This is a genomic window from Amycolatopsis bartoniae, assembly GCF_014191255.1.
Classification (GTDB): domain Bacteria; phylum Actinomycetota; class Actinomycetes; order Mycobacteriales; family Pseudonocardiaceae; genus Amycolatopsis_E; species Amycolatopsis_E bartoniae.
The window spans coordinates 91,320-107,515 of sequence record NZ_JACHWH010000015.1; the positions used below are offsets into that span (position 1 = coordinate 91,320).

Genomic DNA, 16,196 nt, shown 5'->3' on the forward strand with positions numbered 1-16,196 from the left:
ACATGGTCGAGGACGAAAAACGGATACACCAGGTTTTTGAGCGGTGATGTGGGCCACATCTCTGTGGGCGCGTCGGTCGGTTGCTGGACTGCCCGGCCCGGGGTCGGGGTCGGGGCAGGGCCGCGGCATTCTCGGACCGGCCTGCGGACGTTGTCGGGCTAAGGGATGTCTCGTAACCCGGTGTCGGTCCAGCCCGGCGGATAGTTGATCATGTTGTTGTGGTGCAGGCGATCACGGCGTCTCGGGCGGAGTGGATTGCCCTGTTCACCGGTCTGGAGCCGGGACAGTTCCGGAAACTGGTGCGGCTGGTCGCGAAGCGGGGCGGTGACAAGAGCGCGGACGGGCGCCCGGACCGGCCCTGGGCGTTGCCGCTGGCCGACCGGGTGCGGCTGGTCGCGATCTACTGGCGGACGAATCTGACGATGCGGCAGATCGGGGCCGTGTTCGGGGTGGCGCATTCCTCGGCGCATCGGGTCATTGACCCAATCGGACCGCTGCTGGCGCTGGCCCCGGTCCGTAAACGCCGCGTCGACTCCGTGGCGATCGTGGACGGCACCCTGGTCCCCACCCGGGATCACTGGCCGGCCACCCCGTCGAAGAACTACCGCTACTCGACCAACGTGCAGGCCATCGACGCCAACACCCGGCTGGTGATCGCCACCGGTGACCCCCAACCGGGCAGCCGCAACGACTGCACCGTTTACCGCGACTTCCGGCATCGCCGAGCAACTCGCCGACCGGCCGGTCATGGCCGATGGTGGATACCAAGGCAATCCCGACGTCGTCATGCCCTACCACAAACCCCCAAGATCCGCGCTCGCGTCGAGCACGTCCTGTCCCGGATAAAAAAACCCCAAAATCCTCCGCGACTACCGCCGCGCCGCGAGCACCCTCGCCGACACAGTCTCGGGAATCGCGCCGCTCCACAACATCCTCCTCACCGCAACACCAGCCCCGCCAACCACAACACCAGTTACGAGACGTCCCTTAGGCCCCGAAGGAAGCATCTACAAGTGCATCAGCTTCGTCGGGCGTCCCGAGTTCTCCGTCGGGTCGGTGCTCGAGGACGACTATGACAGGGCTGCATACGACGACCAGATGAACGTGTACAAGCGCACCGAAGAGTGTTTCAGCGAACGGTGTTCCTACCTGCCGGTGTGCGGTGGCGGCTGCGCCTACGGCCGAGCCGGATTCTGGCGGACAAGGGCTACTCCAGCCGAGCCGTCCGTTCTTACCTGCGCCGACGGCACATCCCGGCGACCATTCCCCGAACGCCGTGACCAGCAAGCCAACCGGCTGCGCCGCGGCCGGGCCGGTGGCCGCCCACCCGCCTTCGACCAGGTCGCCTACCGGCGCCGCAACATCGTCGAACGCTGCTTCAACCGCCTCAAACAGTTCCGCGCCATCGCCACCCGCTTCGACAAGACCACCACCTCCTACCGGAGCATGATCGACCTCGCCACACTGCTCATCTGGCTTTGAGGACAGGCCCTAGTGGTGGAACCGGGATCCACCGCGGCAACCCGAAGGCGTTTTCCCACTCACGGTGCCGCCCGAGGGGAATGCGATCATCGAATTCATGCATGTGCCACAGGTGCTCCACCCCCAGGAGGGTGCCGGGGCGCCAGCCGAGCGCGGCGACGACGGCACGATCAGCGATCCGGCCCCGGCAGTCCAGCCTGGACAGTCCGTACACGACATCGTTCGTGCGTGGTGCCGGCAAGGTCGGTAGCGGCAGAACCCGGCGGCCCGCTATCTGAATCGGGATCTTCGCCCGCGCAGCAGCGGACGGGACGGCCAGGGGAGTGATGACGGGGCCGGTCACGATGACCACCGCCGGAAAGCACGAAGCCGCGGCTCAGAGGCCACGGCGTGGTGTTGAAGTGCCTTCTGGCACTGATACGTCAGATGTGGCACGGTTGCCACGAAACTGTGTCCGAGGGGGACTCGAGCGCCGTTTCGTGGCATCCATGGACGGGATGCGTGTTCATGCGAGCAACTATATTTGAATTCCAGCGCAATTGCAAGTGATATATTCGGCTCGCGCGAAACTGGCGTACAGTCCGCAAAGATTATGCGACGGGTAATGAAGTTCGATTCATTGTGTTTGCATGCGGGATTGCATGAGGAGCTGTCATACGCGCCCGAACAGCCGCGTGTCGATGCGAGGTAGCCGACGACGGGCTCCTGGTGTGCGTTCGAGTCCACGGGGCGGCACGTCCTGCATTCACACCAGGTTCCAGGCTCGACGAGGGGGTGCGTGACCTGGTCCTTCGTATTCGTCTGCGGTTGAACTCGCAATGTTGATTTGAGGAATGTACGCGGTAAGTCACCGGCGAGGTCCGTACAGTATTCAATCGAAATTCCGTCCGCGGTTGACTGCGACTTTCCGCGGCTGTCTGGTTCGACCGGCGCCGCCGTTACCGTGGTGTGCACGCTGTGCCTGTGCGGATTTCCCGATGAACGTGTCGCCATCGCGGAGATGTACCGGGTGGCGCGGCCCGGCGGCAGGTTGCTCCTGCTCGATCACATCGGCAGCCACCACAAGCTGATCTGGTGGGGCCACCGGCTGCTGGAGAAGCTGATGGTTCGGATGCTGGGCGACTATCAGACCCGCCGACCACTACCGCTGGTGAAGGAAGCCGGCTTCATCGTGGAACGGGCGGAACGCCTCAAGGCGGGCACTGTGGAACGCCTCAGCGCGCGCAAACCCACCGGTGTCGCTGACTGAGCAGCGACGTCTCCCGCGCGACGCGGGCGGGCATGGTCAGGTGGCGACCGGGAGGTCGGCCAGCCGCCATTCGAGCATCCCGTCGGCCAGCCGGCGGGCCGCTCGTCCGTGCGCGGTGAGCAGTCGCACGGCGTCATGTGCGAGCACGCAGTACGCGCCGCGGCAGTAGGCGACGATCTCCTGATCGAGCGGGAGTTCGGCCAACCTCTCCGCGAGCTGCTCCACGGGAATCGACACCGCTCCGGGGATGTGCCCGGCGACGTACTCCTCGACAGGCCGCACATCGATCACCATGGCCCGCCCCGAGTCGACGCGCCGCAGCAGTTCCTCGCGGGTGACCTGGTCGGTGTCCGGTCCGAGGTAGGCGTCGCGGGCGGCCTGCACCTCGGCCAGGTGTTCGCTGGCCACGCTGCGCACCAGTGCGTAGAGCGCGGCGACATCGGCACCGGCGAGTCGGTAGTAGATCTTGGTGCCCTCCCGGCGCGTGGCCACCAGGTTGGCCCGTTTGAGGGTCTGCAGATGCGCCGAGGCCGTGGTCAGCCCGAGTTCCGCGGCTCGTGCGAGTGCCTCCACCGTCCGCTCGCCCTGGGCGAGCAGGTCGAGTAGTTCCAGGCGCTTGCCGCTGCTCATCGCCTTGCCGACCTGAGCGAACAGGTCGAACAAGGCACTCTTCGCGTCGCGGTCACCCATGTTTCTCCAATCATCTCTGGAATAGTGTAGAACAGAGGCGTAGTCCCCGGCGGTGCGGAGTCAAGGAGGAGCCGATGAGCACGATCGACGTGGTTCCGTTCGTCGACGAAGGGCTAGGCAACTCGGCCTACCTGGTCGATCTCGGCGACGGCCGGGCGATGGTGGTCGACGTCAGCCTCGACCTGCGCGCGACCTTGCACGCCGCGCAACGGCGTGGGCTGACTATGGCGTTCGCCGCCGACACGCACCTCCACGCGGACTTCCTGTCCGGCGCCCGGCAGCTGTCGTCGGCTGAGGGCACGCGGGTGCTGGCCTCGGCGACCGGGCACCGCGAGTTCACCCACAGCGGCTTACGCGATGGCGACGAGGTCGACCTGGGTGGCCTGCGACTGCGGGCCCTGGGCACGCCGGGCCACACCCACGAGCATCTGTCGTTCCTGCTGCTGGACAGTGACCGTCCCATCGGGGTGTTCACTGGTGGTTCCCTGCTGGTGGGCTCCGCGGCCCGCACCGACCTTGTCTCACCCGAGCAGACCGAAGCATTGGCCCGCGCCCAGTACGCCTCACTGCAACGGCTCGCGGCCCTGCCGGACGAGGTGGCGGTGTGGCCCACTCACGGCGCCGGATCGTTCTGCTCGGCCCCGCCCGGCACCGACCGGGTCAGCACCATCGGCGAGGAGAAGGCCACCAACCCATTGCTGAACGCCGAGGACGAGGACAGTTTCGTGGCCGCACTGCTCGGATCGCTGGGCAGTTTCCCGCCCTACTTCCTGCGGCTGGGCGAGATTAACCGCCGCGGGCCCGCCATCCTCGACCGAACCCCAGAGCTGGCGGCGCTCGACGTCGTCAGCGTGCGGGCGATGCTCGCCGAGGGCGCCCAGTTGGTCGACGTGCGGCCCGTGCCGGAGTTCGCCGCTGCGCATGTACCGGGCGCGTTGTCCATCCCGCTGCGGCCGGTGTTCGCGTCCTGGCTCGGCTGGCTCGCCCCGCACGACCGGTCGCTGATCATCCTGCGCGGACCCGACCAGGACCCGGCCGAGATCGTCTGGCAGGCCACCAAGATCGGCTACACCAACCTCGTTGGCGAACTCACCGGCGGCATCGACGCCTGGACCGTCGCGGGCGATGCCACCACCACTACTCGACTGGTTGGTCCTGACGAGGTTGCGGGCCCGGTACTGGACATCCGGCAAACCCCGGAGTTCGCCGCCGGGCATCTGCCCGACGCCCTGCATCTCGAACTCGGCGACCTGCTCCGCCGCGCCGATGAGGTGCCGAGCGAACCGCTGGTGGTGATGTGCGGCCACGGGGAACGCGCGATGGGCGCGGCGAGTCTGCTCGAACAGGCCGGCCATCGGGACCTCGCCGTGCTGACGGGCGGCCCGGAGGACTGGGCGGCAGCGACCGGCCGGCATTTGGAGACCGGGCTGTGACCCGCGTCGACGCGAGCCTGCGGCTGGGCATCCGCGCCAACCTGGCCCAGTTCAGCCTCCTCGTCACGGTCAACGCGCTGGTTGGCGGAGTGCTCGGGCAGGAACGGACCGTGCTGCCGCTTCTGGCCGAGCAGACCTTTCACCTGACCGGCTACACGTTCCTGCTGACCTACGTGCTGGCCTTCGGCGTCACCAAGGCCGCTAGCAACTACTTCGCGGGGACCTGGTCGGACCGCTTCGGCCGCAAACCCGTCCTGCTCGCCGGGTGGCTCGTCGCGATCCCGGTCCCCGTGATGCTGATCTGGGCACCCTCGTGGGGCTGGGTCGTGGCCGCCAACGTGCTGCTCGGCATCAACCAGGGACTGACCTGGTCCACCACCGTGATCATGAAGATCGACCTCGCCGGACCCGCCCGCCGCGGCCTGGCGATGGGCCTCAACGAAGCCGCGGGCTACCTCGCCGTCGCCGCCACCGCCGTGACCACCGGCTACCTCGCCGCGCACTTCGGGCTGTGCCCTGCCCCGTTCCTGCTCGGAGCTGCCTACGTCGCGCTGGGCCTCGGGTTGTCCGGGCTCGTCGTGCACGAGACCCGAGAGCACGCCCGACTGGAAGCCACCCAGCACACCGCCCGCACCGACGGCCGCCACGACCACCTGCACGCAGAGCTGACCAACCGGCAGGTCTTCGGCCACACCGGCCTGCGCGAGCCCGCCCTGTCGGCTGCCAGCCAAGCGGGGATGGTCAACAACCTCAACGACGGTCTCGCCTGGGGCCTGTTCCCGATCCTGTTCGCGACCGCCGGGCTCTCGGTCTCGCGCATCGGGATTCTCGCCGCGGTCTACCCCGCGGTCTGGGGCGCCGGGCAACTGATCACTGGGTCGCTGTCGGACCGGTGGGGCCGCAAGCAGCTCATCACCGCGGGCATGCTCGTCCAGGCCGCAGCGCTCGCTCTGGTCGCGCTCGCGGACACCTTCACCCTATGGCTGGTGGCCGCCATCTTCCTCGGCGCCGGCACCGCCATGGTCTACCCGACGCTGCTCGCCGCGATCGGCGACGTCGCCCACCCAGCATGGCGCGCTCGCGCGGTCGGCGTCTATCGGCTTTGGCGCGACGGTGGCTTCGCGGTCGGCGCACTGCTCGCCGGCATCGTCGCCGACCTATGGGGCCTGCGCGCCGCCGTCTGGGTCGTCGCCGTGCTCACCGCCGCGTCCGGAGTCATCGTCGCGGTCCGGATGTACGAGACCCACCCGAAAACCCACCGCCCCAACCCTGTCGCCGCGTCGGAGAAAGGCGTCTTGTGACCGTCCCCAGCGGACTTGCCGAAGGTCCGATCTACCTCGACTACAACGCCACCACACCGATCGACCCCACTGTCACCGAGGCGATGCAGCCCTACCTGAGCACCGCGTTCGGCAACCCATCCAGCGACCACCACTACGGCCACGGCCCCCGCGCCGCACTGGACCAGGCCCGCGCCCAGGTTGCAACGCTGATCGGGGCGAGCGGCGGCCGGATCGTGTTCACCGGGTCCGGCTCCGAAACCGACAACCTCGCCATCCGCGGCACAGTCCTCGGCGCCGGACGCGAACGGCCGCACGTGATCACCCAGCGCACTGAGCATCCCGCGGTGCTGCAGGTATGTACGGCCCTTCAACGCTGGCACGGCGCGGAAGTGACCTACTTGCCCGTCGACGGCTCCGGCCTGGTCGATCCCGCCGCATTGGCTGCCGCGATCACCGCCCGCACAGTGCTGGTGTCGATCATGGCAGCCAACAACGAAACCGGTGCGCTGCAACCGATCGCAGACCTCGCCCGGATCACTCATGAGCGCGGCGCGCTGTTCCACAGTGACGCCGCCCAGATGGTCGGAAAGCTCCCCTTCGACGTTACGACGGCGGACGTGGATCTGCTGACCGTGGTGGGGCACAAGATGTACGCGCCCAAAGGCATCGCCGCGCTGTACGTACGCTCGGGTGTCCCGCTGGAACCCGTCGTGTATGGCGGCGGGCAGGAACACGGCCTGCGCGCGGGCACCGAGAACGTCGCCCTCGCCGTCGCACTGGGCACCGCCGCCGAGCTGGCGAGCGACGATCTCGCCGTGGGCAACCAGCACCGCGTGCAGAAACTGCGAGATCACCTCCACGATCGGCTCGCGACTGGCCTGCCCGACCGTGTGCTGCTCAACGGGCCCATGGCAGCACGTCTGCCGAACACCCTCAACCTCAGCATCCTCCACGCCACCGGACACCAACTGCTCGCCGCACTACCGGGCATCGCCGCGTCGACCGGCTCGGCCTGCCACAGCGGCACCCACGAACCCTCACCAGTGCTGACCGCGATGGGTTTGGATACCGACCGCGGCCTGTCTGCGTTACGGCTGTCCCTGGGCCGCTGGAGCACCACCGACGACATCGACCGTGCCGCCGACCAGATCATCACGGCCGCCAGGTAACGACGGAACACCGACGCCCCAACGGAAAGCAGGAGATAGATGACCGAGGCGAAGCCGAAGTCTGAACAGCCAGCGCGCCGAGCTGTCCACCCGCTGCGTGCACGCCGGAGACATCCGCGACCCCCAGGGCGCCATCCACCCTCCGCTGTACGGGCACTCCACGTTCGCCTTCGACTCCACCACCGACCTGCTCGACGTCGTCGAGCGCCGCACCGAGGGCAACCTCTACACCCGCTACGGCCTCAACCCCACCATCCGTTCCCTGGAACGCAAACTCGCCGACCTCGAAGACGCCGAAGCCGCCTTGGCCTTCGGCTCCGGCATGGCAACCGAAGCCGCAATCTTCCTGTCCCACATCAAAACCGGTGAGCACATCGTGTGCCGGGGCAGGTCAACCGGGCCTTCGCGGAGGCGGCCGAAGGCACACTGAAGGGCTTGCCGCCGCTACACCGAGCAGCCGATCGTGTCCCGTGACATCGTCGGGGACCCGGCGTCGTGCGTGTTCGACGCAAGCCTGACCAAGGCCGAGGGTGATTTGGTCAAGGTCTTCGGCTGGTATGACAACGAGTGGGGCTGCACCCACCGCACACTCGACCTCGTCGAGGCTCGTCGCCGGACGACTCGGCTGAGGACCGTGTCAGCTCCCGGGGTGTCCGGGCCAGGATGGCCCGGTAGGTGCGGAACTTCGCCCGGCTCGCGGTGTCGGTCGTCACCACGGACGCCGCGACGGGTGCGGCCGGGCGCGATTAGCCGGGCTGGCTGAGACCGTCGAGAGTCTGTACGAGGCGCAGGCTGAGAAGCGCGAGGAACCGGCGGTATTGGCGGCTCGCCGGGTGGTCGAGGAGTGCGACCAGGCGTTGGCGCGCCATCGGGCGGCCTTGGAAGCGGGGGCGGACCCGCAGCTGGTGACCCGCTGGATGGCAGAGACCCAGGCCCGGCGCGCGGAGGCACTTACCAAGACTCGGGTGAGCATCCGACCGTCACGGCTGTCCCGGGACGAAATCCGGCAGCTCATCAAAGACCTGGGCGACATCCGCCAAGCCCTGACCCTCGCGGACCCGGGGGACAAGGCAGAGGTTTACCAGCAGCTGGGCCTGCAGCTGGTCTACTACCCGGGTAAACGAACTGTGCGGGCCGAGACGAATCTCGACCCGCACAGTTGGGGTTATGGGAAGTGTCCGAGGGGGGAGTTGCACACTAACCACACGCCTGCCGTTGTCTACCTAATGACGCGGTCGAGGCTGTGGGCGGGCCGGTTCCTGGCGAGGTCACTACCGGGCGGCAACGGACGGCCCCGCTCCTTCTGACCTGCGGCATCTTTACGGGTGGAAACACGGCAAGCGACGGTGTGTTCTCTGCGCGGTGTTCCAGTAAGTGGCGCCCCGTGTGTGGCTTCGCAATCCAGTTCTCCCCAGCGTGCATGATGTTCGCATGCCAAAGGATGCGGCCCACGATCGGGAAGACGAGTGTCTCAAACTGGTGTGTGCAGCGCTGTCCAATCCTTCCAGATCACTCGCCATCGAAGACAGGCCCGATCGTGCAGGCCAGGTGCGCGACTTGACAGTCGACGCCCTGATACGCGTCATCGAGGATGGCTACGACGCTGCGTGGGCGGCTGACGTGTGCCTTGCCTCGCGGAGTTTCGACCCGAAGCTGCCTGCTGCCATGAATCAGCTGCGCGAGATCCTCCTGCCACCGCTTAGTGACCTCGCAGCACGGGCAGGCCACCATGTCAGCTTGAGTTGCCGTGCGTACGTCCGGTTGCCAGGAGTGTCTCGGAACGAGTGGCGGCGGATGCTGAACGGTTATGTGCGCAACGTGTACGACCGGGCTGTCATGGCCCTGGTCCGGCCCGACAAAGAGTGGTACGACCATGAAGTAGGCATCTACTGGCACCCTGACAGCTCCGACTTTGACGTCGAACCTGTACGCCTTCAGTTCTACGACCCGTTCAGAATGGAGGGCTTTCGCTTCTCGCGTGCCGTACCGCTGAAGTTGACCAAGCAACTGAAGCGAGCCCATGATGCGGGGTACCCAACACTTCTGATTCTCGACCAGAAACCGCCAAGTTACGTCACCTGGCTTAGTAACACTTGCCCTGATCCGCATGAACTCGGCGAAGCAATGGCATTTCTGGTTGGCCGACACAGAGCAAGCCTTTCCGCCTGTGTGCTTGTTGACCACGATGATTCAGTGCATGAGATTTACCGTCATGTGCGCAAGACCATAAACGTTCTTGCGCACTAACCCTAACGCTTAGCTGAGGCTGATTAAGCGCGTTTCTTCAGGCCAAGGCATCCACCTACCCTCGTGCAACACGGTCTAACCGCAAAACTGTCGGAGGTCGTTGGCAGTCTGAACACCGCACCGCAGAAGGAAAACTGTTATCTCTGCGCGGTCAAGGACGCCTGTTCCAACCGGATCGTGGGTTACTCCATCGACTCCCGGATGAAGTCCCGTCTCGCTGTCACCGCGCTCACCAACGCCCTCGCCCGCCGCAGCGGGGTTGCTGGCTGCGTGGTGCACACCGACCGCGGATCGCACTTTCGATCCAGGAAGTTCGTCCGTGCGCTCGCGCGTCACGGCCTGACCGGCTCGGTGGGCCAGGTCGGCGCCGCGGGAGACAACGCCGCCATGAAAAGCTTCTTCGCGTTGCTGCAGAACAACGTTCTTAACCGGCGCACCTGGTCCACCCGACCCGAACTCCGCACCGCGATCGTCACCTGGACTGAACACACCTACCACCGCCGCAGCCGGCCAGACCGCCCTCGGTCGATTGACCCCCATCGAATACGAAACATCACGACCACGCCAGCCAGCCAGGCCGCGTGACCACAACTGTCACTAATCGTGCAGCAGACTGGCCGTCGCCCTTCTGCGTCATGATGCCCGATTCGAGCAACGGCCCACTTGTTGGTTGGTTACAGGACGGCGGACGGGCACTCAGTGGATTATCGGGTGATGTCTCTACCCTGTCGGAATGCAGCACCTGCCTTCAGCCCAGACAGCGACCGTTGGTGTGGCGCACGTCCGGTTGCGCGTCGAACGAGATCTGGGCTGGCTCTTCCGAGAACAGTCGACCGGTGACCACGGCGTGGATGCCCAGGTCGAGATCGTCGAAGACGGGCGGGCCACCGGCCGTGTCCTGGCGCTCCAGATCAAGTCCGGCGCGAGCTTCTTCAGTTCGCCTGCAGAGAACGGCTGGTGGTTCCGGCCGAAGCCCCGGCATATCGAGTACTGGCTGCACCACACCCTCCCGGTAGTCGTCGTCCTTTGGAACCCCGCCAACAACACCTGCCACTGGCAGGAAGTCTCCCCGGCCACCCTGGTCAAGGGCCCCCAGGGCGGCACGAGGCTCTTGGTACCCAGTAGCCAGCGACTCGAGGCGGACGGCGCGGAAGCATTGCGCCAGCTCACCTCGAACGCACCTTCGAGCCGGCGTCGCCGACCCCGGCTGTCGAGCGCATCGGCCGCCGATCCTCGGCTTTGGCCTATGGCCCGCGATGTCACGTTAACCGAACTCGGTGTCCACCGAGCCGCCCCTCTGGACGGGCAGGACATCGCCACCCCTTACGTGCAGCGTGACCTGGAACGGGAGCTGCGGACGCTGCTGCGGACGGTGAAGGACAACGGCGGCTTCATCGTCATCGCAGGTGAGTCGGGAGCGGGCAAGAGTCGACTGGCTGCGGAGGTGGTCCAGGATCTGATGGGCGACCACCTTCTGAGCATCCCAGAAACAGCCGAACAGCTCGGGGCCGTCGGCGCGGCGATCGACCAGGTCCCCGAGACGGCTGTGCTCTGGCTGGACGACCTGGACCGCTTCCTCAGCCCGGCCGGCCTGACCTCGGCGGTGCTCGATCAGCTGCTGGGCCGCCGGATGATCATCGTCGCGACGTTGCGGGCCGGCCGCCGCATCGACCGCTCGGGGATTGGCGCGGCGAAGAGCCCAGAGGCGAGGTTGCTCGAACGAGCCACGACGGTTCACCTGGACCGGGTCTGGTCCGCGGACGAAGTGGCGCTCGCCGGGGAGACCGATGATGCCCGGCTCGCCGACGCCGCCGACGTAGCCGGCAGCTACGGCATCGCGGAATACCTGGCAGCCGGGCCGCAGATCGTGGCCGCGCACCGCGACGCCTGGGCACCCGATCACCAACCCCGAGCCGCTGCCTTGATCGCCGCGGCGGTAGACTTCGCCCGCGCGGGCCTGTTCGGCGCCCTGCCGGTGGAGCTACTGGCAGAGGCCCACGATTACTACCTGGACCAGCGAGGTGGCCGACGGCTCCGGCCGGAATCCTTCGACCGGGCGATCGCTTGGGCGGCGGCTCTCCGTTGCGGGACGACGAGCCCTCTTCAACCGGGCGACGACGACCGAACCTACCAGGCATTCGACTACCTCGTGGATCACGCCGAGGCGGCAGACACGGCCGTGCCGGATGTAGTCTGGCGATCGGCGCTGGCCTTCACCAAGGACAAACCGGCCCGGCATTTCATCGTTGGACTTACCGCTTGGCGGCTCGGCTTCGCGGAACCGGCATACACCTCATGGCGCTACCTCGCTGAGGAAGGTTATGGGCCAGGGTTATTCTGGCTCGGGCTCTTCTACGAGCACAACGGCCGTGTAGATAAGGCCGAGGAGTATTTCCACCGGGCCGTCGAAGCCGGTGATCTGCACGGCGCGCAAGCATTGGCCAGGCTTTGCGCCGAACGAGAAGAGATCCGCGAGGCGGAGTCCTGGTACGAGAAGGCCGCGGACGCCGGCATCTTCCCCGCCGCTGGGCTACGGGCCCAACTACACCGCGATCGCGGTGAATGGCAGCAAGCGGTGTACTGGTTCGTCCGCGAGTTCGAGGCTGGCGACACCCTCGACGCCCTCCATATGGCCGCCGAGGTGTGCAGCAGCGTCGGTCGTCCGGACCTCGCGGCGGGCTGGTATGACGCCGCCCTCGAAGTGGGCAGCATCGAAGCCATCCACATGGCCGCCAATTTCGCCTATTTCCAGCAGGATTGGAGGCGCCTCGAGCGCCTCTGCGAGGCACTGCGGGAAAGTTCGGCGGTCGACGGCCGGGGTGCTGTCGAGGCAGACCAGCTGATCGGGATGATGCTCCGCGACCAGGGTGACCTCGCCGGCGCCGAAGTGGCCTTACGCAGAGCCCACGACGCTGGCGATGACAGGGCGTCAATGAGTTTGTCGTCCCTGCTAACTGACCAAGGCCGCCAGGACGAAGCAGACGAAGTGGTGCAGCACATCTCCATCCAAACAGGAGACGGCCGCGTCTTGAAGTGGCACGAGTACTTGGCCGAAGCCGCGGCCGACGAAAAGCCGGAGCCAGCGACTCAGTGACCCAGGACGTAGTTGGCGACCGCGAAGGCCAGGTTGAGAATACCGACCGGAACAAGATGATAAATCTGTCAAGAATTAACAATTAGTCAGATTCCCGCGGCAATCACGCCAATCGTCCTGCCGGACGGGTTGTTGATCCGGGTCGACATGCTTCTGGTGATAGAGCGTCGGCCGCGGGAGAGTTAGCGGTGAGCAGTATGGGCATGTTCGAGTCTTCGGCAGGGCGCGGCCCAGACAGTGAGCCTTTTTCAACTTCCCGTCTTGGTAGCGCTGTGAAGGACCGTCACGGCCTTGACCAGGCTGGTGATCCGGGTGGTGCTGCACCGGAGCTTGCGCAGGAGACGCCAGCCCTTCAGGGCTGCGTTGGCCTGCTCGCCGGCGGCCCGGATCCGGGTGTGGGAGCCGGTTGACCGCCTGTTGGCCTGCGGAGAGATTCGCCCACCGACCCCAGTAGGGCACGCGGACGGTGCCGCCGGCGCCGCGGTGGCCCTTGTCGGCCCAGCAGCGGATGTCGGCGGCGGTCAACGCCTCGATAATGCCGGGGGGACGGGCGGCCTTGATGTCGTGCACTGCGCCGGGCAGGGCGGGCGAGGCCCACAGCAGACGGCCGAGCGGATCGGCCAGGACCTGCACGTTCATCCCGTGTTCGCGGTGCTTTCCGGAGTAGAAGGGGCGGTCGGCGGCGATCCGGTCGATCGGCAGGAGCGTGCCGTCCAGGATCACCAAGGCGATCCGCCGGGCCTGCCGGATCGCGTCGGCCAACGTGGGGCGAGCGCGGCAAGCAGGTCGATTGCGTCGCGGATGTCGCGGTAGGCAGTGGCCACGCCGATCCCGAAACTGGCGGCGAGGCGTGCGTAGGTATCCCCGCAGCGCAGGTGCGCGAGCACGAGCAGGGCCTGGCGGTACACCGGTAGCCTGCGCCACCCAGTGCCTCGTTCGCGGCGACGCCGTTGCAGGTGCCCGGCGAGGAACCGCAGGTGCGAACTGGACAGGTCAATCGCGGACGGGTAGACAAGCATGGCCAAGCTCCTGGTCGAGCGAGTGATCTTGGTCGTGAACTCCTCTACCAGGAGTTTCGCCACATTCAGCACGTGGGGACCGACAAACTCCAGCCTGTCGCAACCAGGTTGGGAAGTGCTCACTGCCGGACGGGGGATGTTCCGGGCGCGATACTGGCCTTCATGACTCCAGCGAACCGCCCGGACACAGTCCACTTGAGGGCGTTCACCGAGGCCGACCTCGCCTTTCTCGACCGCCTCTGTACGGATCCCGATGCGCTCGGCGAGTTCGAGTGGCCCGGATTCGGTGATCCGAGGGCACGCCGCAAGCGATGGGAGATCGACGGGTACATCTCCGCCGAGTCCGCGGCGGTGGCGATCGCGCGGCCCGACGACACGGTTATCGGCATCGCCACCTGGAAGCCCCGCGGCTTCCCCTCGGGTGTCACCTACGAGATCGGCGTGGGGGTGCTCCCCGAGCATCGTGGACAGGGGGTGGGCACGATGGCGCAGAAGCTGCTTGTGGACTACCTGTTCGGCCGCACGACTGCGAACAGAATCGAGGCCCTCACCAATGGCGGTAACCTCGGCGAGCAGAAAGCCCTCGAACGCCTGGGGTTCCGCCGGGAAGGGGTCATGCGCGGCAGGTCCTTCCACCACGGCGAGTATGTCGATGTGCTCGTCTACGGTCTGCTCCGCTCAGAGCATTGTCCCGGAACGCCATGAGCGCTCCTCCCACCCTGTTCAAAGTGAGGTTGGAAAAGGCTCCTCGGCAGGCGGCGGTCGATGGTGTGAAGAGCACCGGTTTGTGGAGTCACCGGGTGGTCCGTCGGTCGAGGAGATCGTCCGGGAGGAGACGGAAAGGGTGAAAGACGATCTGCTCGAGGCGGTGCAGGGCTGGTTGACCCCCTACGACCTGCCGACCGGAGTGGCCGGTCTGGAGATCGGGCGGCAGTGGGAGGCCGTCGGTGCACACGGTGAAGATCAGCGGGTTGTACCGGCTCTACCAGAGCCGCAGCGCTGCGTCCAGATCGAAGTCGCCGCTCTCCCGTGCACGGTCCTCGAGCACTCGTGAAATCTCGCTCCATACGTGGTGGGTCACGAACCCTCGTAGCGTCCCGCGGTGCATCTCTGTGACGAGCGATGAATCCCGATGGCGGTGGGTCGCAGCCACGATGTCGGAAGTGAGCGCGGAAGCGCCCAGGATCGCCGAGCGGGCCGGCCGTCGTCCGAACGATACGGCCGTCAGCGAGGAGGCTGCTGGCTCAGGTTTCATGGAACGAGCGTAGCTATCGGGTACGACAGTTGGCCGCGTTGCGGTCGTCCAAATCGCGACCGTTAGGGCAGCTCAATGAAGGGCAGTCCGACGGCGGCGAGTTTGGTTTGCATGTTGATGTCGCTGGTCGCGACGTACAGTGCGGATCCCGGATGGCCGGACTGTAGCAACAAAGTGGAGGCAATGAACCGATCGTCGGGCACGGTCAGATCGAGCCAGGAGGGAAGCCGGTCGTTGCGTGGCTCGATGTGCTCGAACACAGCCCACACATCGCCGGCGACGCGAACACCGTCTCGGACGTTTCCGTTGGATCGCAGGCCCTTGAGTCGCTTCTCCGCGCGCTTTGCCGCTTCGCGTAGGTCCTGGTTCCGACCGCCTCGCTTGAGGTCATCGATCTCGCGGAGCACGACCGGGAGCAGGTGCGCCATGTACCTCGAGCCGAGCGCGCCGACGTGTGCGGCAAGATCTGGGTTGTCGATGAGTGTGTTGGTGTCGACCGTGAGCCGGGTCGGGTAGTCGTCGACTGGCAGCAGATCGGTCAAATGGCGGAGGTCGGCGACGACATCGTCGAGTTGTTGGATGGCCTGTTCGAGAGTGGAGGGGACGCCGTGCGCTCCACTCTTCCGAACCAGCCATGCCTCCAGAAGCCCGATGTTCTTGTCGAGCCGGTCGCCAACAGTTGGAGTCGGATGCGGGAAAAGCAGTCGGTACCGCGGCTCCCAGTCACGGACTCGGCGCAGCAGCGTCATTCGATCGCCCTCGAGGACGTCCGAACTCGGCGCCCATCCCCGGCTTGCGAAGCCAACGAAGACTGCGAAGCTGCTGCGGCTGCTGCGGTTCGGATCGATGTTGATGATCGAGGATGCCGACAGGATTTCTGAGTACGCGGAATGAATGTCGTCCAGCTCGGCTAGCAAGCGCCGCACATAAGACTCAGGCGCTTGTCGGTTCGTCGTCGGCATGGTTCTCCTCCTGGACGGCCGACGTGGCGGCGTCGGATAGTCGGTATCGCACGCGACGGTCGAGGGTGGTCACCGCATGGTAGGTGTGGTCCCCCTGCGTGCGACGCTCGATCGTGATGGGGTCGGTCAGCCATGCTTCGACGTGTCCGAGTTCGATCCGCTGGGGGCCGATCTGGGTGAACAAGGGCACGGTGACTGCGAATGTGCCTTCCGGCACGACGGTGTCGGTGGAGAGTTCGACGATGAGGCAGTGGCCTTCCGGGTATCGCCGGGCGGCTTCGTGGCCGCTGAGGATCGCCGCTACGAAGTGCCA

At 66.3% G+C, this 16,196-nt stretch carries 13 protein-coding genes and 4 pseudogenes; 13 read left to right on the forward strand and 4 right to left on the reverse strand.

Going from position 1 to position 16,196, the window contains the following annotated elements; all coding sequences use genetic code 11:
* Positions 1-221 precede the first annotated feature (221 nt).
* The 3 genes and pseudogenes from FHX82_RS34860 to FHX82_RS34875 form a co-directional block, all read left to right on the forward strand.
* Positions 222-942: pseudogene (locus FHX82_RS34860) on the forward strand (transposase family protein); the annotation flags it as partial.
* A gap of 75 nt (positions 943-1,017) precedes the next feature.
* Positions 1,018-1,482 carry a hypothetical protein gene (locus tag FHX82_RS38130; protein ID WP_375791764.1) on the forward strand — a complete coding sequence of 155 codons (465 nt, stop codon included), beginning with the start codon at positions 1,018-1,020 and terminating at the stop codon, positions 1,480-1,482.
* 826 nt (positions 1,483-2,308) lie between these two features.
* Complete coding sequence (locus FHX82_RS34875; protein WP_145933467.1) at positions 2,309-2,731, forward strand: class I SAM-dependent methyltransferase; 423 nt, start codon at positions 2,309-2,311, stop codon at positions 2,729-2,731.
* Between the two features lie 36 nt (positions 2,732-2,767).
* Here FHX82_RS34875 and FHX82_RS34880 read toward each other — a convergent pair whose 3' ends face one another.
* On the reverse strand, positions 2,768-3,421 hold the full coding sequence (locus tag FHX82_RS34880) for an ArsR/SmtB family transcription factor (RefSeq protein WP_145933468.1): 654 nt from the start codon (positions 3,419-3,421) through the stop codon (positions 2,768-2,770).
* Between the two features lie 74 nt (positions 3,422-3,495).
* Here FHX82_RS34880 and FHX82_RS34885 point away from each other — a divergent pair, with 74 nt between their 5' ends.
* From FHX82_RS34885 to FHX82_RS34920, 8 genes and pseudogenes are all read left to right on the forward strand, one after another.
* Positions 3,496-4,854, forward strand: a complete 1,359-nt coding sequence (locus FHX82_RS34885) for an MBL fold metallo-hydrolase (RefSeq protein WP_145933469.1) — start codon at positions 3,496-3,498, stop codon at positions 4,852-4,854.
* Entirely contained in the window at positions 4,851-6,155 is a 1,305-nt protein-coding gene (locus tag FHX82_RS34890) for an MFS transporter (RefSeq protein ID WP_145933470.1), read from the forward strand. The genes FHX82_RS34885 and FHX82_RS34890 overlap by 4 nt, the downstream gene beginning before the upstream one ends.
* A complete protein-coding gene (locus FHX82_RS34895; RefSeq protein ID WP_145933471.1) occupies positions 6,152-7,306 on the forward strand; it encodes a cysteine desulfurase family protein in 1,155 nt (384 codons plus the stop codon). The genes FHX82_RS34890 and FHX82_RS34895 overlap by 4 nt, the downstream gene beginning before the upstream one ends.
* Positions 7,307-7,403: 97 nt before the next feature.
* A complete protein-coding gene (locus FHX82_RS34900) occupies positions 7,404-7,736 on the forward strand; it encodes a PLP-dependent transferase (RefSeq protein WP_229880266.1) in 333 nt (110 codons plus the stop codon).
* Positions 7,697-7,907, forward strand: a pseudogene (locus FHX82_RS37535) (type I glyceraldehyde-3-phosphate dehydrogenase); the annotation flags it as partial. The gene FHX82_RS34900 and the pseudogene FHX82_RS37535, both read left to right, overlap by 40 nt.
* Positions 7,908-8,737: 830 nt before the next feature.
* Entirely contained in the window at positions 8,738-9,553 is an 816-nt protein-coding gene (locus FHX82_RS34910) for a hypothetical protein (RefSeq protein ID WP_145933473.1), read from the forward strand.
* Between the two features lie 107 nt (positions 9,554-9,660).
* Positions 9,661-10,154: pseudogene (locus FHX82_RS34915) on the forward strand (transposase); the annotation flags it as partial.
* 132 nt (positions 10,155-10,286) lie between these two features.
* Entirely contained in the window at positions 10,287-12,647 is a 2,361-nt protein-coding gene (locus FHX82_RS34920; RefSeq protein ID WP_145933474.1) for a DUF4365 domain-containing protein, read from the forward strand.
* Between the two features lie 248 nt (positions 12,648-12,895).
* On the opposite strand, the pseudogene FHX82_RS34925 reads toward FHX82_RS34920, so the two are convergent.
* Positions 12,896-13,666: pseudogene (locus FHX82_RS34925) on the reverse strand (transposase family protein).
* Between the two features lie 162 nt (positions 13,667-13,828).
* On the opposite strand from FHX82_RS34925, the gene FHX82_RS34930 reads away from it, so the two are divergent.
* Together FHX82_RS34930 and FHX82_RS34935 are read left to right on the forward strand one after the other, a co-directional pair.
* Complete coding sequence (locus FHX82_RS34930) at positions 13,829-14,371, forward strand: GNAT family N-acetyltransferase (protein WP_229880264.1); 543 nt, start codon at positions 13,829-13,831, stop codon at positions 14,369-14,371.
* 139 nt (positions 14,372-14,510) lie between these two features.
* Entirely contained in the window at positions 14,511-14,720 is a 210-nt protein-coding gene (locus FHX82_RS34935) for a hypothetical protein (RefSeq protein WP_145933475.1), read from the forward strand.
* A 263-nt stretch (positions 14,721-14,983) separates the two neighbouring features.
* Here FHX82_RS34935 and FHX82_RS34940 read toward each other — a convergent pair whose 3' ends face one another.
* Together FHX82_RS34940 and FHX82_RS34945 are read right to left on the reverse strand one after the other, a co-directional pair.
* Complete coding sequence (locus FHX82_RS34940; RefSeq protein WP_145933476.1) at positions 14,984-15,883, reverse strand: PIN domain-containing protein; 900 nt, start codon at positions 15,881-15,883, stop codon at positions 14,984-14,986.
* On the reverse strand, positions 15,855-16,196 hold a 342-nt coding region (locus FHX82_RS34945), incomplete at its 5' end, for a hypothetical protein (RefSeq protein WP_183177025.1). The genes FHX82_RS34940 and FHX82_RS34945, both read right to left, overlap by 29 nt.

Bases quoted from the DNA above. Each gene is read 5' to 3' on its own strand.
- FHX82_RS34885 (WP_145933469.1), top strand. From the start codon at position 3,496: ATGAGCACGATCGACGTGGTTCCGTTCGTCGACGAAGGGCTAGGCAAC.
- FHX82_RS34920 (WP_145933474.1), top strand. From the start codon at position 10,287: ATGCAGCACCTGCCTTCAGCCCAGACAGCGACCGTTGGTGTGGCGCAC.
- FHX82_RS34880 (WP_145933468.1), bottom strand. From the start codon at position 3,421: ATGGGTGACCGCGACGCGAAGAGTGCCTTGTTCGACCTGTTCGCTCAG.
- FHX82_RS34910 (WP_145933473.1), top strand. From the start codon at position 8,738: ATGCCAAAGGATGCGGCCCACGATCGGGAAGACGAGTGTCTCAAACTG.
- FHX82_RS34940 (WP_145933476.1), bottom strand. From the start codon at position 15,883: ATGCCGACGACGAACCGACAAGCGCCTGAGTCTTATGTGCGGCGCTTG.
- FHX82_RS34930 (WP_229880264.1), top strand. From the start codon at position 13,829: ATGACTCCAGCGAACCGCCCGGACACAGTCCACTTGAGGGCGTTCACC.